The sequence below is a fragment of the Paenibacillus sp. ISL-20 genome, assembly GCF_018613005.1.
Classification (GTDB): Bacteria; Bacillota; Bacilli; order Paenibacillales; family Paenibacillaceae; genus Paenibacillus_AQ.
In genome coordinates this window covers 234281-252168 of the sequence record NZ_JAGGRD010000001.1, presented here as the reverse complement: position 1 = coordinate 252168, position 17888 = coordinate 234281, and the positions used below count along the sequence as shown (strand labels likewise).

The following is a 17888-nucleotide window of genomic DNA, read 5'->3' as shown; positions in this document are numbered from 1 at the left end:
GTGAGAAGTTGACCGAAACCATTTCTCAACAGCAAATTGATGAGCAACAGATAAAAAATCAAATGCTCCAGGTATTTAAGAACATTGCTCTCATCAACCTTAATACTGAAACGGCATCAAATCGTGTTATTGGTAATTATACCAAGGAAGATATTAAGAAATATTTAAATGGCATATCCAATGCGGAGAATCAAAAAAAGTTGAGGAACATCAGTAGGCAATTGTACTACACTTCATCCCAGTACAGGCGTTTAATTAATTACTATGCCACTCTATTCAATCTTGATTATGTAGTCGAAGGATATGGAATAAGTCCCGAAAACATTGATATAGACGAATATAAAAAAACATACTTTAAAAGTGTTGATTACATTGAAAAAATGAATATCAAGCATGAGTTCGCAAAAGCAAGATTGATTACGTATAGAGATGGGATTTTCTTTGGTTTTGCAAGGATAACTAAAAGTGGATTTTACATTCAAGAGTTAAATCCTGATTATTGTAGGCTCTCTTTTATAGATCCCTCAACCGGATTACTAGGTTATTCTTTTGATTTCTCTTCTATTAACAATACAACCAATAAGATTGAGACGTATCCTGAAGAATTTCAAAAAGTCTATAAAAAGATATTGTCTAGTAAAAGTGAACCCAATATTCAAAAAATTCAATCTCCATTCGCAATATGTTTAAAATCTAATCCAGATACATACGTTATTCCCCCTTTCGTTTCGTTATTTGAAGGATTGTTAGATATTGCTGATTTCAAATCTTTAAATAAAAATAATGAAGAAATCGGAAATTATAAATTGCTTTTTCAGAAAATTCCAATCAAAACTGATAAAGATGCATCAGCAAACTCTTTCCTAATCGACAAGGATTTTGCTCAAGTATTTCATGACAACATAGAAGCAAACCTGCCTCCACAAGTTGGCCTAATGACTTCTCCGATGGATATTGAAGCAATAAATTTTGATCGTGATACGGTTGATAAGAATAAAGTTGGGCAAGCAACGAGTCAATATTGGAATGAAGCTGGCGTGTCAGAGTTATTGTTTGGTTCTAATAGCAACTCTAGTACCGGATTAAAATCATCAATTATTGCTGATGAATCTGATGCATATATCTTAATTAAAGATATTGAAAGATGGATTAATGAACACTTGAAGCAAACACAATCAAAAAAGAATAAGTTTAGAGTAAGAATTTTAAAAACTACTGAGCACAATGCTAACAGTTATCGAGAAGCAAGATTGAAAGAGGCCCAATTCGGTATGCCTGTTAAAAATGAAATTATGGCAACTACAGGTTCGCAACCAAGTGCAATTTATCTCAATGCTTTCTTAGAGAATGAAGTTCTCCAGTTGACTGATAAGTTGATACCGTTAAAGTCTACACATACTGGCGATGCGAACAATGATGAGGGTGGAGCTCCTGAGAAGGATGAAACTGAGCTTTCCGATAAAGGGACTCAAACCCGAGATCTTGATAGTAATGATTCAGAGTAAGGAGGTGAATTAATGTGGACAACATCATAAAATTCAATGTTAAATTATCCAACATTGAAAAAATAAACCCTCTTTTCTCCAAGTGTAAGATTAGAGTTTTATATACCGGATTAAATCGAAACAATACATTTATCACTAAAGAAGCAGTTATGGATGCTATCCCTTCAATCTTTAATGTTCCTATCATTGGAGAATATTATGATGACGCGGATAACTTTGGTGGTCATGGCGGCAAGATTGATGTTTCTGGAGATAGGCCCAAATGGGTTAATACAACCTTTCCTTACGGATTAATTCCTGAAAGTGCAGATGTATACTGGGAGACAGTCACTGAAGATACTGGAGAAGAAAATGAGTATCTTGTTGTTGATAATGCTTTTCTTTGGACTGGTCGATACCCTGAAGCCAAGATGCTTATTGGACAAGAATTTAATCAGTCGATGGAGATTGAAATCCAAAAAGGTAGCTATACAACAATTGATGGACAAAAGACTTATGAGATTCAAAATTTCATCTTCTCTGCCCTGTGTATTCTTGGTATCAGTAAGAATAGTGATCCAGGGGGACATGTGGAACCCTGCTTCGAAAGTTCTTCTATTATTGCTTATGAATTAGACAAAGATAAGTTTAAATCCGAATTTAATCAAATGGTAAGTGAATTAAAGTTTTCTTTAACAAAATCAACCTCTTTTGAGGATGATATAAACAAAAATAATGATATACAAGGAGGAAATGAAGTGGATAAAATCCTTGAAATGCTTGCCCAATATAATTTAACAATTGATGATTTGCAAGCAAAAGGTATTAACCACGAGGACTTCTCTCTTGAAGAGCTAGAAGAAAAAGTTAAATCTGATTTTGCGCAAACAAATGAAGATGGTAAGTCGGTAAATGCCGATGATGATAAACAAACTTTTGCACTGACTGGTTCCCAACTCTTTGAGGAAGTTGCTCGTGAAATTAATACGTTTGGAATGGTAGATTTTTATGGATATGAGTTCCCTAGATATGCTCTTGTAGACGTAGATACCGAAAATGGCAAAGTTATCACTCAAGATTATGAAAATTGGTATCTGGTGGGATTTGACTACTCTGTGTCTGGTGACAAAGTTAATATTGCCCAAGAATCTGTGAAAAGATTTAAGGTCAATTATTCTCCAATGGATTTAGAAACTGAAGCAAATTTCTCTACAGAACTATTTAAGAAGTTTGCGGAAGATATCAGATCCAAGGCAGAAGAAAAAATCACCTCCGAATACCAAATAAAATTGGCTGAAAAGGATAGTGAACTTTCCAATCAGGCTCAAAAATACACTGAGCTTCAAGAACAATTTGCTCAAGTGTCAGAACAGTATTCAGCTAAACTCGAAGAAGAACGAGAAACCAAGGAAACAGAATTGTTCTCCTCCTTCTCTTCTGAACTAACAGAAGAAGAAATGAAAGAAGTTAAAGAGAAAAGGTCTGAATATTCTCTTGATGAGCTTCAGGATAAATTGTTTGCACTAGTTGGCAAAAAGAAGGCGAGATTTAGTTTTGAGAAGCACCCCGCAGTTATTGACCTAAATACAGACGAACCAAAACATAAAAAGCCTGGCAAGTCTTATGATGTACTATTTGATAATTAATATTATTTCAACACACCAAAAGTGTGTTTTTTATTTTGCTTAAATTCTAAGGAGGATTATATTAATGGCTATTCGCACTGATAAATTGCAAGCTACATATGCAGGCAATATCGAAACAGTTGTTTTTACAAAAGATGTTCAAAACGGTGAAATTTGTGTTCTTGGAAATCAAGCAGGACGTGAAGCTGTTCAAGCAGCAACTCCAACTGATGTAACTAAAGAAGAAATCCTAATTGTGGCCTCACCAGAGGTTGTATACGATCAGTTGAAAGATGATCTTCTTGATTTTGTTAATAAGGCAGGCAGCAATGCGCGCGCCTATCACTTAACAGAGGGAGATATTATCACAGTCACTGACGATGTGATTGATGGGACTTCTGTTGTCAATCAATATCTTGTACCAAAGAACGGAAGTTCAAAACTTGTTCCTGCTGCTGACTTGTCTGGTGGCACACGTTTTGCCGCAAAAGTAATTGAAAAAGGCAAACTTTATGGACAACCCGCAACTGCATTCAAAGTATTGACTGTTTAAAAAACAATTTACATTACTAGGAGGATACATATAATTATGGAACGCAATATTCTTATCGATCTAGCTACAGACCTGGCAAAAGGATCTGTTGCTAATTACTCTGTTGAAGAAGCTAATGAAAAACTACGTGAAGCTCTAAATAAATTAACTGGTACTGATGGAAAATTCGACCCTAAAAAATTCCGGAGAAACAAGCATGAAGTGTTTGAAATTCTGGAAGAAGTCGTAGATGTTCGTGTTGAAGAAGGTATTAAAAATCAATTTGATCGGTTTGTTGACTATCGTAGTGTAGCTTTTGGTGATAAACTTCAATTCCGTCCAGAAACAGACGAACTCTTTGAAGTTGCTAAAATTGCTGGTGGTACTAATAATCTTCGCCGTCAGCGCATCCATCAATATGAAACTTATCAAATCGACACAGAATGGAATGGCGTTAAAATCTATGAAGAACTAGAGCGTTTCCTTTCTGGTCGAGTTGATTGGGTTAAGTTAATTGATAAAATTGAGCGTTCGTTTCAAATTGAAATCACCAATGATATTTTCACAGCTATCAAAGCAGCATACAATGGCCTGACTTCTCCTTATAAAGTAAGCGGATCTTTTGATCCCGATGATTTTAATGAACTAGTTGAGCATATTCGTGCTCAAACAGGCATGACACCAATGGTTATTGGTACTCGTCTAGCTGTTCAAAAAGCAGTTCCTCAGTATATTTCTGATGATATGAAAGATGAACGAAATAAAGATGGATATTTTAAAATGGTTGACGGAATTACCTTCGGCATCATTCCTCAAGCACATAAAATCGGAACGGATGAATTTGCAATTGATAATAACTTCTTGCTCGTTCTTCCTAATGGCAATGAAAAGATTGTAAAATTTGTAATGGAAGGCGAAGCTTTGATTAAAGAAGTTCTTGGTCAACATAATGCTGATGATACTCAAGAGTATACTGTTCGTAAGAAGTATGGTGTTGGCGTTGAGCGCGCTGCTCATTATGGAGTTTACATTCTAGCTTAATATTAAATAAACATAACAAAAGAAGGGGTATATCCCCTTCTTAATATTTTTGAGGGGAGTAGAATAGTTTGGCTAGATCTATGAACGCTAAAAAGACAGAATCACAGGCACAAATTAAGAAAGAAGAAACAAAACAATCAGAAAGAAAAGTAAAGAAAAAACTAGATGAAAACATACTTGTTCCAATCGCTAGTAATGTTGATGGTACTTTGATCTATAAAGGTGGTCGTTCAGGTCAGGTGTGGAAATTTACCCAATATGGCGATGAAGATGTTATGGAACTTAGTGAGCTTCGTGCTATGCTTTCCTCCAACCGAGCATTTCTTGAAAAGGGTTGGATCAAAGTACTTGATGATGAAGTAATCGAATATCTCAATCTTCAACGTTTTCAAAAGAATGCTATTGACCGTGATGATATTGAGTACATCCTTACCCAAGGCCCTGAACAGATCAAACAATCAATTAAAGAATCAAGTGCCAATACAAAAACTCTTATCTTCAGTTTCGCAAGAGACAAGTTTTTGCAAGGTGAATTAACAGATTATCACACAATTAAAGCAATTGAAGAAGGTTTAGGTCAACCACTAAACCCCACAACATAAGGGGTGTTGTAAGTGACTTCATTTGATGCTATATACGATGTGTTTTTAAGTCAGATCTCAGATCCAGTTTTTATGGAACAAGATAGTGATGATCAATTGAAGCACAGATATTTACTCAACAGTATTCCAAGGTTCAGGAAGTGCAAAAAAGACCTGTCAAAAAGGGATGATCACGAATTCCACGAAGAACTTACTGACGAAGAAGTACTTATCTTAGGAACACTGATGGTTGTCGAGTATCTTAACCCATTGATTATCTCAATTGAAAATCTTAAGCAATTCTTGTCCACTAGAGACTTCTCTATGACTTCTCAGGCTGCACATCTTAGACAGTTATTAGAACTAAGAGAAACTAAAAGAAAAGACTCAGAGAAACTAATACTAGACTACACATACAACAATAGCGACTTAAGGGAATTAAGATGAGTTACAAAGACAAATATTTAAGACACGATACATTTTATGGAGACAATATACGTGAGTCTAGAATTCAAGAAACAAAGAGAAAACTCTCTCAATTAATGTATGATGTGCCTAATTACTTCCGTGTAGAGAAATTTAGTCCTAAGAAACTGATTGATATTATCATTACAGATGATAGCGATAATCAAGAACTAAAGGGATTTATAACAAAAATTGACGAAGACCTATTTTCTGGTGACTCATTTTACTGGAATAGTCAATTATGGATGGTGACTCATTTCGATGAGATGGGAGAAATCTATAAGAGTGGAAAACTAAGACTATCCCCTTCTACCTTAAAGTGGATTGATGAATATGGGACAATCTTTGAGTACCCCTTTGCATTCCTGACAGACAATCTTTCTAATTTCGGGATTGCAGAAGGCAAGGTAATATCACTTTTAAATGATCGAAGAAACATTGCCATTAAATCAACAGAAGAAAGTCAAGCCTTATCTGTAGGTCAACGATTCATCTTTGATGAAGCTGTATGGAAGGTCATATCAATTAATCGCCTAAATCCACTTGTTGAACTTGTTCTTGAATCCGACACAATAGATCCTAACAAGGATAATATGGAGCTTCGTATCGCTGATTATGTGAAACCTAACTATGAGATAATTCTTAATCAAACAAGCATTTCATTAGCAATTGGTGAATCATATCAAATTAACGTTATTGTAACTAACAATGGGATTCCTCTCCCCTCCCCTACCCTGTCATATAACTCTTCCAATATGGATATCTGTATTATTGATGAAAAAGGACTAGTTACTGCTTTGGCAGATGGAACTTCAACCATATCTATTACCTATCAGGATGTATCAGTGAGCATTGGTGTTATTGTTGAACCTCCCCCAACTCATAATTACTCGGTTATTATAACTGGCGATGATTCTATATATAAATCACGTAGTAAATCATATTATTGTGCATTTTATGATAATGGTCAGCCAGTTTCATTGAGCGGAGTATTCAAAATTACTGACATTAATAATAATCCAACATCAGTGGCAGTTATTGAATCGCAAAGCAATAACACTTGTGTTGTTCGAGGAGATATGATTGGTACGGCTCTACTGACTGTAACTGACACAGTAGGTTTGGTTTCTTCAAGCAAAAAGATTCAAATTAAGTCTGCCTTATAAGGGGGCGATAGCAGTTGACAAGGTTAGGTAATCTGGGCGTTGATAAAACTACTATTATGTATCGGCTTGCTGATTCCATTGATTTGTGTAAGGCGCTATATTATAACGAACCCAACTTTCTTGATCAGCCAGACATAGCAGACACAGGTGAGTTATTCTATAATAATATTTTCCCTTTTAGTCGTATTCCTTCACTTGCAGAGGAAGGAAAAAGTTATCTTACTATGTCTTTCAGGGACTTTAAAAAAGTAAACAACCGCTTTAAAAGTGGGTATATCTATCTGCATGCATTTACACATGCAAAACTAATAAGAACCGACCATGGTTTTCTTAGATATGACTTTATCATCTCTGAAATTGATAAGTTAATGAATGAGCAGCGAGGATTGGGAATTGGTAAAACGGAGTTTTACAAAATGGATGAGTACTATGTGAATGAGCAGTATATGGGAATGTATGTTGCTTATAAAATCTATGAATCGAATTAGAGGCATTTAATGAATCAGGAAGACATTGAACTAAGATTGTTGGCAAACCTCCCTATTCCCCTTGATGGTGCTGGATTCGTTAATATCCCCTCATTTAGAACTGTTGTAGAGACTGGATTATCAGCATACAACAGTTGTTTGGCGTATTTATTGATAGATAAGGACTCTCTGCAGAATCCAGTCCACCCCTCTGTTTCTAATTTCGATATATTCTTTACAAACTGCTATCACAGCGAAGAGTTTAGGAACGCTGCTTTCGCCGCCCTAAAATTGTTTTTTAGGTATAATACAGAACTTATCAGTAATCAAGAAGAATTTTATATTCAGGTTGGCGAGAAACTGCGGCTTGATAACTCTAACTTTGAATTATTTCAAAAGATAGTTCAATTAGCCAACAATATAAAGATTACTAAAGGACCTGAATACAAACCTGGTAACTCAAAAGCGCAAGAAATGATTAACATGATTCTAAAAAATAGAAAAAAGCAACCCAAACCAAAAGACAAAATTGATCTTGTGAGTATGGTGTCTGCTTTAGCGTGGAAACAAAATGGGATCAATATATTCAATGTATTTGATTTGAATATATTTCAAATCTATAACGCATTTCACGTCACCAATAATATTGATAATTACCACCATACAGTGACTGCTATCTATGCTGGAACCATTGACGGTAAAAATATAAAAATGTCCGACATTCATTGGGCAAACAAAATACAGGAGGAATAAATTAGTATGACAACACCAAATACTTGGGCTGTTCGAGAGGTAGCTCTTGCAACATTCTATGATCTTAAAACAAACAAAGCTCGTATCCAACTCCAAAACCTTAAAACATCGGGCTTAGAGAACACTGCTGATATCGTTTATGCAATGGGTGGTCGTGGTAACGCTCGTATCGTAGGTTTCTCTGGTAATCGAGGCGGTAGAGTAACACTTCAAGACGCAGTATTTACTAACGAAGTAATTGCAATGATGTCCGGTAACGATATCGTTGAAGGTGCAGCAAATGTATTCCAAAGAGAAGTTTTAAATGTTGCTGGTGATAAAGCGTCTGTCACCGCTACTCCACTAAATGCAACTAATGGACTAATTAGTGTGTATGAAATGAACGAAGATGGTACTCACGGCGAGGAAATTCAATTCGTATCTGGTAGTGTAACAGCTGGTCATTATACCCTTTCTGGCAAAGAACTAACCTTTAATGCAGGTGAATTTGCGGACGGTACTAAACTAGTAGCATATTATCAGGCGGCTTCAGCTTCTGATTCGAAGAAAATCACTATCTCTTCCGACAAATTCGCTGGTACATACAAGGTTGTCCTTGATTGCCTAGTGCGTAATACGATTGACGAGCAAGATTACGCAGCTCAAATTGTAATCAATAAAGCGAAGATGGAAGACAACTGGAATCTCACAATGGCTGCCGAAGGAGATCCTTCTGTATTTGATATTCCTATGGAAATCCTCAAGCCTCCTGGTAGCACAGAAATGTACACTATGACCATTTACGATGAGTCTCAAGTAGTTTAATTAATAAAATAAAAATAATAACATAAAGTATAATGGGGACTGGTTTTCAGTCTCCATTATTTACAACATGAGGAGTTAACTATTGAGTACAATTACAATCGCTGCACCGATCCGTGATCGAGAGTGGATTCTGCCCTATTATCTAAAGCATATTGAAAATATAGATTATCCAAAAGACAAGATAGAATTACTGTTTGTGATTAATGATAGCTCTGACAATACGTATCATCTTTTAAATGATTTTAAAAACACACATATTAACTCATATAAGAAAATTAGGTTGGATACGTATAACCGTAATATGCCAAGCGATATTAGAGAAATCGTATCAAGAAAAAAATATATATTTGATCATTTGAGTAAATTAAAGAATTATATCATGTCGAAAGTAAAGACCGATTTTCTATTATTTTTAGACTCAGATATTCTGGTTCCATCTGATATTATTACTAATCTACTCAATCATCAAAAGGACATCGTATCAGGGTTAATATGGAATGGGTATCTCGTATCTCCCGAGAAACCCTACTTATATCCGAATGTCATGAAGCTAATAGAAAATAATCAGTATTCACATATAGTAAACTACCGAATAAAGAATATTGACCCCTCCCCACATCTTATCAATGTGGATTTAACTGGAGCGGTTATTCTTTTAAGCAAGAAAGTTTATAAGTCAATAAAATATGGATTTCATCCACAAGGCGAGGATGCGTATTTCTGTAAAATGGCCCAAAATCACGGTTTTGACATCTATTGTGATTTAGGTGTTTTTTGTCATCATATCATGAATGAAAAATTACTAAGGGAGTATATAAATGAAGAAAAAAGTGTTACTGTATCCCCCCACTCTTGACTGGGATTTTTTGAAGCAAAGGCCACAACAAATAGTTAACCAGTTTGCAAGAAACGGATGGACAGTTGTGTTCTGCAACAATACCCAAAGCAATCTACCTCCTGAAGAAGTGGAGCCAAATGTGTTTGTTTATCACAATTTCAAAGAAGTGCTAAATTTAATTAAACACAAAAAAATAAAAGTAGATATCTTTTACTATACTTGGGCTAAGTGTGCCGAATTTATTGATCAGGTTAGGGCTAAGATAAATATCTATGACAGCGTAGACTCGTTTGCGCAATGGTATGAATACGAAGATAATGCCGTAGACAGAGCAGAAATCCTGCTCACTTCAAGCCAATTTTTATATGATTTAAGAAGCAAGAAACACTCAAATACTCATCTAATAAGAAATGCATGTCCTGAGTCTTACATCCATAGAGATTCTGAAATACCAAAGGAATATGCAAATCTCCCAGGGCCAATTGTCATGTTTTCGGGAGCCATTGGGTCGTGGGTATCCACTCGTTTAATAAAGAAGGTCGCGGATAAATATACCACCGTATTTGTAGGCAAGGAATTTGGTAAACAGTGTCCTTCTAACGTTTACAACTTAGGCACCAAAAATCATGATCAACTCTATAATTACTATGCTAACGCAGATGTTTGCCTATTGCCTTTCGACACAACTCAAGAAGTTACACAAGCAGCTTGTGCCATTAAATTATTCGAACATATGGCAGCAGGAAAAGTTACTGTTGCTACAAAATGGTCGGAAACAGATATTTACCCTGACGCTGTGCTTGCTGCCGAGAATGAAGATGAATTCCTCAGAATGGTTGATTTGGCGGTCACACAAAATTTATCTAAAAAGAACAAAGATGCCATCCTAGAGTATGCAAAAGAAAATACCTGGGAGAATCGCTTTATTGAGATACATAATATTATAAACAACTATTGCAAACAGAGTGGTGTTAAGATTGACTGAAAAACTTAAAATTCTGTTTACAAATGATGCCCCTCTCATTGTTTATGGCATTAAATCTGGTTTCGATAGACTAGGCCATTATACAAAGGTTATGACAGGTAGTAATCGTTTGTGGGATAAACCAAAAGAGCAACAACTTATATTATTTAAAGAAGCAATTGAGGAGTTTAAACCGGATCTGGTGTTTTCGGAGTGCTTCGCGAATTTTGCCGAAGGTGTTTTTGAGTTCACAAGGGATAAGGGCATCTTTCACGCATTTTGGAGTATAGAAGATACCCCTTTCGATCACTGGATAGGCGATTACTGGTCAGATTTTGCTGATTATGTATTTACAACTACTGCCGAATGTTTGCCCAACTACTGGAACAAAGGAAAAAGGGCAGAGTTAATGTTGTTTGGATGCAATCCACAATATCATAAACATATTAACACCGAAATAACAAATGATATTGTTTTGGTTGCTAACAACTATCAGCGCAGAAGCAATCAAACCAAAGACTTTGTACTGCCATTAGTTGAGCATGAATATGCTATTTCTATTTTCGGCAATGACTGGTGGATTGACTCCGAACGAGAAGTTAATCTCTGTAAATATCCTAGTGTTTACAAAGGATATAAGGCATATGAAGACCTTCCCCTACTCTACTCTTCCTCAAAGGTAGTCATTGGTCAAAATCTTGATGACAATTCCATAACTCAAACTTCGATGAGACCTTATGAAGTTTTAGGGATTGGCGGTGGTCTACTCGTTTCCCCATGGACCCCAGCTCAAGAATACCTGTTCCATGATCATGCCTATTTACCTAAAGATACTGATGAAATGATTCAAATGGTCAATGAAGCATTGAAGATGTCTCATGAGTATCGAAGACAGAAAGCTTTGCGAGCTCAAAATTATGTTTACAAATACCATAACTATGATCTAAGGGCACAGCAAGTAATGAACGCTTATTACAAAGGTTAAGGGAGAAGATAAGATGACACAGAAACTAGATTTAAAAACTCTAAAAAGACTTAACAAAGAACTAGAAGAAACGAAGCCAATCAGTGCTATTGGATTTGAAGTGAAAATAAACACTGTTTTCAAAGAGTCTAAAGTTGACAAGGTAATTTTTGATTACTTTTGCCTGTTTGAGGATGCGAGCAGAAACGGTGATATAGACGAAGACTTTATTCGAGGAATGGGTGGAATTCTACACACTTTGATTTTACGCGAATTTTCTGATGTGCCTTCAATCCCAACTCAACGAGATCTAAAAAAGGTTATTCAAATCGCTACTGTACTTTATGACACTGGAATCATGGAAGCAGTAATGGCTGAATTTGATGAGTTAGAACTGAAGAAAGTATATAACAAACTTGAGAAGAACAGTAAGCGCGTTGGAGCGATCTTGGGGGAATTTGCTCTCTCCTCCACTCTTTCCGAAGGAGCTGAGAAAAGTGACAACAGTCAAGAACTTGAGGGAACTGGAGAAGGTGCTCCATCAGATACAATCAAAGATAAATAAGGCTCAACAAGAAAACGTTGCTCCTGTTGTCAAAAAAATTATGAAAGAAAACATTGAAAGCGAAGTTTATTCAGTTTATGACCCCTCCATGTATGAAAGAGATAGAGAACATGGTGGATTGCTCGATGAAGACAATATGAAAGTAACAATGTTAGATGAGACCACCTTATCAGTAGAAAACATCAGATCAGATGACGGGAGAAATGTCGCTGAGATTGTTGAGACCGGACAGGGTTATGAGCATGATTTTATGTTCAACGGAATTCCAAGACCATTTACTGAAGCAACTAGAGATGAACTTAGAAATACCAACGTACACGTAGCTGCGTTATACACAGGGCTTAAACAGCAAGGATTGAATGTAAAGATTCAATAAAAGAGTTATTTTATTAGATTGGGAGGTAACAATGATCGACTTTATACTTTGGGCAACAATCCTCTATCCATTAGTTGGACTATGCATTTTTTGGCCTATGACTTGCTTGGTTGACAGAGAGTTGCCCCCTTTAAACTCAACTATTCAAATTATTTTTCTTTGGCCTATTATGCTATTTTTGATCGTTCTGCTTAAATGGGACGAATACGAAAGACACAAATAAAAATATAAGTTGGTGATCCAATATTGGGTAGAAAAACATATAAAAAAATCATTACTGATGACAAGTTGACGGAACAGTTTAATCCTGACAATGTAAAGATGGTCAATAGATTTATTAAAGATAAAAATATGAAATGCTCTGATGGGACAATTAAAGGTTATGTAAGTGACTTAAACATCTTCTTCACATGGAATCTATTACATAATGACAACAAGTTTTTCGTTGATATTAGAAAAATTGAGTTTTCGGATTTCTTTAGTTATGGGATCGAGGAGTTGCAATGGAGCCCCAAGAGGTTCGGGAGAATGAAATCATGTTTGAGTAGTTTCTCTAATTTTATTGAGAACTACTTTGATGATGTTTACCCTAACTTCCGTAATGTAATCTTAAAATCAATCGACAATCTTAAAAACAACCCAGTTAGAGAGAAAACTATTCTACTTGAAGAACAAGTCGATGATTTGCTTAGTCATTTATCGAATGATTTGAAGAAGCCTCAAGAAGCGTGCCTCCTTTCTCTCGCTGCCAATAGTGGCGCAAGGGTTTCTGAACTCCTTCGCTTTACAACAAAACTTATTGATGAAAACAACACAGCATTTGAAGATATGTTTCTTGAGACAACCAAGGAGATAAAGACTAAAGGATTCGGTAAGCAAGGCAAGTTGCTTCATAAGTATATTTTGAAAGATAAGTTTCTCCCCTACTATCGTGCTTGGCTGGTAGAGAGAGAAAAAATCATGAAGAAGCATAATAAAGAACATGACCATATCTTTATCAAGTCTAACGGTGAACCTGCACAAGTGAGTACAGTAAGAAGTTGGAGTACAAAATGGGAAGAATACCTTGGTGTTCCCTTCTATTTTCACTCACTTCGACATTACCTTGTTACCAATTTGACCCGCATCGGTCTTGAATCCGATTTTATTATTGAGTTGGTGGGTTGGTCTTCGACTGATATGTACCGTATTTACAATGACTTAACAGCAAAGGACCGTAAGTGGAAAGGTTTAGATAAATTAAAGAAACATACAGACAAAGATGACAATGAAGAAGGTGACGAGAATGAAGGCTAAAATTTATGGTATTGAGGTTGAGGGTACGCCTAATGAGATTGTTGAGTTTAAGCATAAACTTGATAGCCAACACAAACAGCAAAGCCAATACACATATACTTTTTCTCCAGTCGTAATTGGCGATCCTCCTCCCTCCAATCCCTTAGATTGGAATAAGATAACCTGTTCAATAAAAAAATCAATATGTTAATGAAATTCATCTTTCATCAAGATTTCCAACTCAATCTACCCTATAAATAAAGAATATTTTTCTTTTCATTTTTTAAATTTTGAAGGTGATAACAACAAGAAGGGCCCCTATGACTCACACCTTAATAATACAAATATAGCCATAGGAGTGAGAACAAATAATGATCAGTCTAGGAATTAGAAGCGACAAGGGGGCATCTACAGCCAACCAGGAAATACTTCCAGTCATCGATCCAGGTTGGAGCAACCCGAGAGGCAAATACTATGAATTCTCTTTTCTCAACTCTCAAGCATGCACTGTGATTGTCAACGGAAAAGACAAAAATGTCCTTGATGCAGAGCAAGGTTTTCAAATTGACGACAATGATGCCGTAATTAAGTCAGTAGTAATTGTTGAACCAGACATAAATTATAAATGGGCCGGAAAGTACGGTGCATGAGACATATGAATAATGATAGACTATTTCCTAACGAACTCAGAAATCAAAAAAGTGTAGAAGATCTATCGGTTGTAGTCACCAAACAAGAAAACTGGATTGAGCAAAGAAAGAAAGAAATTATTAATGTTGTTGACTTCGGAGCTGTTGGTGACGGTCAAACAGATTGCACACAAGCATTTATTAATGCTATGAATTTAGCGAATTTTAATGCTCAGGTATATATTCCATCAGGTACATACACTATCAAGGATACGATCGAAATTAAGGCCAAATCTCTTTATGGTGACGGGCCATACATAAATACTGAAACACCAGGTACTTTAATTAAATTCGTTCCCACTGAATTTACTGATCTAAAAGGTGCGTTTAGGATCGATAAGGGTGGCGATAGTGTTGTCATTGAAAACCTAAGTGTCATTGGTGACGTAAACTATACAACTTCAAAATTAGTTGAGGATGGCTTTATAGATAAAACTATGTTTGATCAAAGTCGATACGAAATGTTTGCTCCTGGCTGTGTTGCTTTTGATGTGACAGGGAAATCTAAGCCAATCTTTCGAAACGTTAGAACAAGAAGGATTAAAATTGGACTTCTATTAGATACAGATACTGGACATGTATCGTCATATGATTGTTCCTGGTCAGGTTTGATAGGTGTCTATTGTAAGAAAAATGCGTGGGATTATTTCTTTCAGGGTGGAGGAATCAATGGTAATTTCTGTGGTGTTCTCTTAGGAAACACATTGTACACAGGTTACTATGGAGGCATTGGAGTAAATATGCAGAGGGTGCATATGGGGTTCTCTCCTTATGGCTTCTACCAGTGCATCGATAACCTGACGCATTATAACCAAGCTCAGAATGTGGGTGGATTAATTGGAATTATGCAATCTGTCCGTTTTGAGTCAACTGGTGAAGCTGCAATCAAATTGTTACCAAAATCAAAAACTGACAATTTGAAAATTACTGGATTCGGTATTGGGGTCAATTTCAACAATAACTATGCTTTACCAGGCAATCTAATTCCTTCAGCAGAGCGCCAAAAGTATTGCGCATATTTTGGTTCAATGTTCCCCGAGATTGATATTCGGTCAGGTGACGCTGGAGGTCTTTTTAAAGCTAAACTGGGATCTGCTTATATTTACAACCTAGGGGGTATTGGAAACAACGGTACCATTGAAGGTCTGACCCCTGAGTATGTAGTTTACGAAAATATAGGCTCCAATGTAAACCTTAATTTATCTATGTCATCATTAGAACAAAATGTACGAGCTAAAATTACAAATCCGTTTGGATACGGACAGATTGCAGCCAATCCCGAGGAAGAGAAAAGCTGGGTAGTACAGAGTGGTTTGAGTCAGTGGAAGTTATCAGACCTATCAGAGGTTCCTCCATTTAGTAAAGAAATGGTGGATTTGCTTGGAGATAAAATAACGGTTATGAAATTTGGAGGTGGAACTGCTGGCACTACCTACAATGTCCGTCTTAAGCCAAGCGGAGCCGATCCTTTAACTATTGACTCTAATCGTGCCATCAATTTCGAATTTTATGTTTGTTCCCTTGGTCAAACCTCATTTCGCAGCAGCTTAACCTTAAGTGGCGCACCATCCATGTATGATCAAACTAGATCTGTGGTTCCTGGAACTTGGACTCGCATTGTAGGAAGGTTGCGTAAACCGTCTTCCAATAAGCTAACTGGAATTAATATGGGTGTTCGGGGCGAGGGTGTTTATATTGCAGGAGCACAAATCACTTATGACGATTTAGGTAGTTACAGTCCTTATCCCCACATCTTCACGCCAAGTGCCATTGAAACCAAAGATGGAGTAATTTTAACTGACTCAATAACCGGAACACGATATAAAATTACGATAGTTAACGGAAACTTAACTACAGTGATAGTAAGTTAGTCAATATTCATGAAAGTTGTTCATGTCTATCTCTCCCCTCAACCAATTTTCATTCATAAAAATAATAAATTCATCAAGATATTTTAATTGCAAAAGTAATTATTTTCCTGATACAATATGTATACAAAACAGGGCAATAATTAGGAGGAATTTATTTGAAAAGATATGTTGAATTGGATTCTCTTAGGGGGATAGTGGCACTATGCGTGATTTTTTACCACTTTGTTTTTATTATGTCAGAAGTTCCTGATTGGATACAGTTCGTAAACATCACCCCCCTTAGATTTTTAAGGGGTGGGCATGAAGCAGTTATATTTTTCTTTGTTTTAAGTGGTTTTGTATTATCCTTGCCTTTTTTAAAGCAGACTAGGAAAAAGTATATCAGCTTTCTAACGGCAAGAGTTTTTAGAATTTATGTTCCATATATCTCAATACTGATTCTTGCTCTTCTACTCTACTATGCCACCTATTCTGCTTCGATGATCAATAATCATTGGTGGAGTACTCCAATAACAATGGGCGAACTATTTCGTCAATTGCTTTTGGTTCCGGAATTTAATGACAGTGCAATTAATCCTGTTGTCTGGTCTTTGACTCAAGAAATGAGAATATCTATCATTTTCCCGTTGATTATAATTGCTATTATGAAGTTTAGATGGTATATAAACATTACTTTAGGCGTATTCTTATCTGTTCTATCACTTGCTCTCAACTATTTCTTCCCAAGCACTTATCTAAATCCGATTTCAACAAATTACTTTTATACTTTACATTATATCGGTATGTTTATTGTGGGCGCATTGTTGGCTCTAAACAAAGATAAAATTGTCAATTCAATTAAGTCATCGACTAGAGCACATAAATACTTACTGCTTTTAGCAGGTATAATATTTTATAGCTATAGTGGTGGTATAGATAAAGTATTAAAGAAGATATTCTCTTCAAATCAAGGCTTACCATGGATGAATTTGATTGCGGATTGGGGCATAACATTAGGTGTCGCATTAATAATAATAAGTGCGCTATCAATAGTGAAACTGTCCAACATACTTAAGTTAAGACCATTCACTTTCTTAGGAGATATTTCATATTCTTTGTATCTGGTACACGCAGTAATTTTGCTTTCATTTATTCACCTATTTCAAAATTCTGTAGCATTATGGCAGCTTGAGCTCCTGGTGTTAATTGTAGTTATTCCAGTAGCTTATCTATGTTACCTATTTATTGAACTCCCCTCAAAAAGATTTGGCAAGATACTTGTCCAGAAATTTGAAAATGCTCAATTAGAGAGTTCTGTTTCATCATCACCTGAAATTAAAACAAATATTAATTCTTGATGAAACTATCCTTTTATCTAGTCCTCTTCTCCCCTACTCTAACTTAATAGTTCTTGAAATAGATCGCATCAATTATGGTGTGGTCTTTTTT

At 35.9% G+C, this 17888-nt stretch carries 20 protein-coding genes; all 20 read left to right on the top strand.

Annotated features, from left to right (window positions below):
• Positions 1–8 precede the first annotated feature (8 nt).
• The 20 genes from J7E85_RS01165 (at position 9) to J7E85_RS01070 (ending at position 17797) form a co-directional block, all read left to right on the top strand.
• Positions 9–1505, top strand: coding sequence for a hypothetical protein (locus J7E85_RS01165; RefSeq protein WP_215154123.1), 1497 nt, complete (start codon positions 9–11; stop codon positions 1503–1505).
• 14 nt (positions 1506–1519) lie between these two features.
• Positions 1520–3130, top strand: a complete 1611-nt coding sequence (locus J7E85_RS01160; protein ID WP_215154121.1) for a hypothetical protein — start codon at positions 1520–1522, stop codon at positions 3128–3130.
• Positions 3131–3194: 64 nt separating this feature from the next.
• A complete protein-coding gene (locus J7E85_RS01155) occupies positions 3195–3662 on the top strand; it encodes a hypothetical protein (RefSeq protein WP_215154119.1) in 468 nt (155 codons plus the stop codon).
• A 36-nt stretch (positions 3663–3698) separates the two neighbouring features.
• Positions 3699–4682, top strand: coding sequence for a hypothetical protein (locus J7E85_RS01150; RefSeq protein ID WP_215154117.1), 984 nt, complete (start codon positions 3699–3701; stop codon positions 4680–4682).
• Positions 4683–4750: 68 nt separating this feature from the next.
• The gene (locus J7E85_RS01145; protein WP_215154115.1) at positions 4751–5284 is read left to right on the top strand and encodes a hypothetical protein; all 534 of its coding nucleotides are present in this window, start codon (positions 4751–4753) and stop codon (positions 5282–5284) included.
• Between the two features lie 12 nt (positions 5285–5296).
• Entirely contained in the window at positions 5297–5710 is a 414-nt protein-coding gene (locus tag J7E85_RS01140) for a hypothetical protein (RefSeq protein ID WP_215154113.1), read from the top strand.
• Positions 5707–6894, top strand: a complete 1188-nt coding sequence (locus tag J7E85_RS01135; RefSeq protein WP_215154111.1) for an Ig-like domain-containing protein — start codon at positions 5707–5709, stop codon at positions 6892–6894. Before J7E85_RS01140 ends, J7E85_RS01135 begins: the two co-directional genes overlap by 4 nt.
• Positions 6895–6908: 14 nt before the next feature.
• A complete protein-coding gene (locus J7E85_RS01130; RefSeq protein ID WP_251035361.1) occupies positions 6909–7382 on the top strand; it encodes a hypothetical protein in 474 nt (157 codons plus the stop codon).
• A gap of 9 nt (positions 7383–7391) precedes the next feature.
• Positions 7392–8114, top strand: coding sequence for a hypothetical protein (locus J7E85_RS01125; protein WP_215154109.1), 723 nt, complete (start codon positions 7392–7394; stop codon positions 8112–8114).
• A 6-nt stretch (positions 8115–8120) separates the two neighbouring features.
• The gene (locus J7E85_RS01120; protein ID WP_215154107.1) at positions 8121–8918 is read left to right on the top strand and encodes a hypothetical protein; all 798 of its coding nucleotides are present in this window, start codon (positions 8121–8123) and stop codon (positions 8916–8918) included.
• An 82-nt stretch (positions 8919–9000) separates the two neighbouring features.
• Positions 9001–9774 carry a glycosyltransferase family 2 protein gene (locus J7E85_RS01115; RefSeq protein WP_215154105.1) on the top strand — a complete coding sequence of 258 codons (774 nt, stop codon included), beginning with the start codon at positions 9001–9003 and terminating at the stop codon, positions 9772–9774.
• Positions 9737–10741, top strand: a complete 1005-nt coding sequence (locus J7E85_RS01110; protein WP_215154103.1) for a glycosyltransferase family protein — start codon at positions 9737–9739, stop codon at positions 10739–10741. The genes J7E85_RS01115 and J7E85_RS01110 overlap by 38 nt, the downstream gene beginning before the upstream one ends.
• Positions 10734–11705 carry a CgeB family protein gene (locus J7E85_RS01105; RefSeq protein WP_215154101.1) on the top strand — a complete coding sequence of 324 codons (972 nt, stop codon included), beginning with the start codon at positions 10734–10736 and terminating at the stop codon, positions 11703–11705. The genes J7E85_RS01110 and J7E85_RS01105 overlap by 8 nt, the downstream gene beginning before the upstream one ends.
• A gap of 13 nt (positions 11706–11718) precedes the next feature.
• Positions 11719–12249 carry a hypothetical protein gene (locus J7E85_RS01100; RefSeq protein ID WP_215154099.1) on the top strand — a complete coding sequence of 177 codons (531 nt, stop codon included), beginning with the start codon at positions 11719–11721 and terminating at the stop codon, positions 12247–12249.
• Complete coding sequence (locus tag J7E85_RS01095) at positions 12182–12625, top strand: hypothetical protein (RefSeq protein WP_215154097.1); 444 nt, start codon at positions 12182–12184, stop codon at positions 12623–12625. The genes J7E85_RS01100 and J7E85_RS01095 overlap by 68 nt, the downstream gene beginning before the upstream one ends.
• A gap of 246 nt (positions 12626–12871) precedes the next feature.
• Complete coding sequence (locus J7E85_RS01090) at positions 12872–13921, top strand: tyrosine-type recombinase/integrase (protein WP_215154095.1); 1050 nt, start codon at positions 12872–12874, stop codon at positions 13919–13921.
• Positions 13911–14111, top strand: coding sequence for a hypothetical protein (locus tag J7E85_RS01085; protein ID WP_215154093.1), 201 nt, complete (start codon positions 13911–13913; stop codon positions 14109–14111). The genes J7E85_RS01090 and J7E85_RS01085 overlap by 11 nt, the downstream gene beginning before the upstream one ends.
• Positions 14112–14271: 160 nt before the next feature.
• On the top strand, positions 14272–14550 hold the full coding sequence (locus tag J7E85_RS01080; protein ID WP_215154091.1) for a hypothetical protein: 279 nt from the start codon (positions 14272–14274) through the stop codon (positions 14548–14550).
• A 5-nt stretch (positions 14551–14555) separates the two neighbouring features.
• Complete coding sequence (locus tag J7E85_RS01075; RefSeq protein WP_215154088.1) at positions 14556–16460, top strand: glycoside hydrolase family 55 protein; 1905 nt, start codon at positions 14556–14558, stop codon at positions 16458–16460.
• Positions 16461–16615: 155 nt separating this feature from the next.
• Positions 16616–17797: an acyltransferase family protein gene (locus tag J7E85_RS01070; RefSeq protein ID WP_215154086.1), complete on the top strand. Its 1182-nt coding sequence runs from the start codon at positions 16616–16618 to the stop codon at positions 17795–17797.
• The last annotated feature ends 91 nt before the right edge of the window (positions 17798–17888 follow it).